Here is a 2,254-nt window from a genome sequence, read left to right on the forward strand (position 1 = left end):
GTGCGCGAGCAGTACGGACCGCACCGCGTCCGCGTAGACCGCGCCGGCCCAGACCTCCGGCAGTCCCGCCGGACGCGGCACCGGCCGTACCCGGCCGGGCCCCCGCCCGCCCCGGAAAAGCGCCCGCCGGCAGCGCCCGCACAGCTCCGTACGGGCCCGGCCGCACCCCGCGCAGTCGACCGGCAGCGCCAGCCCCGCCAGCTCCCGCCACACCCCTCGTACCTCGGACATGACGCCACTGTGCCGCCCCGCGCACCCGCCCCGCCACCCCTGTGGACAACTCCCGGCTACCGCGTCGGATCGTCCAAAAAACGCCTGGTCAGCCGGGGTATACCGGTGCCGAACCGTCCTTCGCGACCGTCTTCCAGTTGGCGTCCGGAGGCAGCCGGACGATGCCCTCCTCCGCGTCGGCGATCAACGGCCGGCTCTCGTCCTCCGACGCCGCCACCGCCTTGACGCCATTGACGCCCGGCAGTGTCTGCGCGTTGGAAGCGGAACCGTCGGTCTCCATGAACTGCATCTGCTGCACCCCGCCGGACTCCCGGCCGACGACCACCAGCCGGCTGCCGCCCGCCCAGGACGCGGCCACCACGTCCTCCAGCTGCGGCGCGATCGGCCGCAGTTCCTGGACGCTCAGCTCCGGGTGCCCCGAGGAACCGCCCCGCTCGACCCGTCCGAGTTGCAGCGTCGTACGCCCCTTGTCCTCGACGAGGATCGCGATACGGATGCCGTCGGAGGCGACCCTGAGCGCCTTGATGCGCCGCTTGCCGAGGCCGGGCACCGCGACCTCCGAGGCCGCGCCCTTGCCCTGGTTCCACCGCAGCAGGCGCGAGCCGTGGCCGGTGCGCTCCGCGATCCACAGATCGCCCAGACCGTCCCAGCTCGGCGCCGTCAACGCGTTCTTGACAGGGCTGGTCAGCAGGGGGCCGCCGCGCTCGGCACCGTTCTCCAACGGGGCGACGTACAGCGACCTGCCGTCCACCGTCACTCCCGCGGCGGTGCGCTCGTCGCGGGAGACGGCCATCGACCCCAGCGAGGTCCTGGTCGTACCGAACGGGCCGTGCACCGGCGTCGGTTCGGTCGCCGTGTCCGACATCGTGACGACCTTGTGCTCGGCGTCTATGTAGTACTCACCGGACGAGCGGTCGGCGCGACCGTGCGGGGCGAAGTCGCGGACCGCCTCGTCCTGGCCCAGGACGCACAGCGAGTTGCCGTTGGTGTCCTGGAGCTCCACCTCGCTGATCTTCGACGCCCGGACCATGTCCTGGACAGTGAAGAACAACTGGGCCGCCATCCGCTTGCACTGCCCGGTGTCGGTGCTCACCGCCTCCCGGCTGAGCTTCACCCGGAGCGCGTTGGAGTCGTCGAGGGACAGATTGCGGCTTTCGAGCCGGGTGCCCGCCGGGAATCCCGTGGACGTCACCTGCCCCAGCCAGTCCGAGGGCCCGGCCAGCAGCGCCTGCACGCTCGCGGTGACCGGATCTATCCGCTGCCGCAGATAGACCGGGTCGGCGACCAGGACGTTGCGGCGCGCCTTCGGCTGCTGCGACTCGGTCTTGTACGACGCGAAGTAGTACTTGTTGACGGACTGGTAGATGCGCCGGAAGTCCGACTGCCCCAGCACCAGGCCGTCCGGCAGCCGGTCGATCCGCCACTGGCCGCCCTCCTTAATGAGGTGCAGCGTCGTGCGGTACGGCTTCTCGTCCGGCGTGTACGCGTGATTGCCGTCCACCGTCGCCATCTGACTGCCCGACAGCGTGACGGTGTATCCGTCCGGGTCCGGACGGTGCGGCCGCAGGTCCGGCTCGGCCTTGGGACGCTCCTGGAGCACCCGGGTCTCCAGGAACGGCCGCCACGTACGCCGCGCCGACGCGGCCAGGTACTGCGTGGCCGTACGGAAGTCCGCCTCGTCGCTGGTCGTCGCGTCGAGGAAGCTGCGGACGATGTTGGTGGGCTGCGCTCCATCGGGCGGCGGCACCCCGTACACCCGCACCTGTGAGTCGCCGTCACCACGCGAGGACTGGTCGACGGCCTTGACGTCCCCGCCGTCCGGCATCGACGCGCATCCGGCCAGCAGCAGGCCCGCGCAGCACAGCAGCGCGGCCGCACGCACCGGCCGGGGCGCCCTGCCGGCCCCGCGGGCGGCAGAAGCGCCCGCCCCGGGCCCCGGGCCGTGCCTCAGGTCCAGGTCAGCGTCCACGCAGCTCGTCCTTCCGTTCCCCGTCCCGTCCCGCGGCGCCGTCCGCCGGCCCGG

Annotated in this window: 1 protein-coding gene and 1 pseudogene; both read right to left on the reverse strand. The window is 72.4% G+C overall.

Annotation, left to right across the window (positions count from 1 at the left end):
- Positions 1 to 231: pseudogene (locus AC51EU_RS29780) on the reverse strand (ComF family protein); the annotation flags it as partial.
- An 88-nt stretch (positions 232 to 319) separates the two neighbouring features.
- On the reverse strand, positions 320 to 2,200 hold the full coding sequence (locus tag AC51EU_RS29785) for an LpqB family beta-propeller domain-containing protein (RefSeq protein ID WP_496270201.1): 1,881 nt from the start codon (positions 2,198 to 2,200) through the stop codon (positions 320 to 322).
- Positions 2,201 to 2,254 lie beyond the last annotated feature (54 nt).

The sequence above is a fragment of the Candidatus Streptomyces philanthi genome (assembly GCF_059553635.1).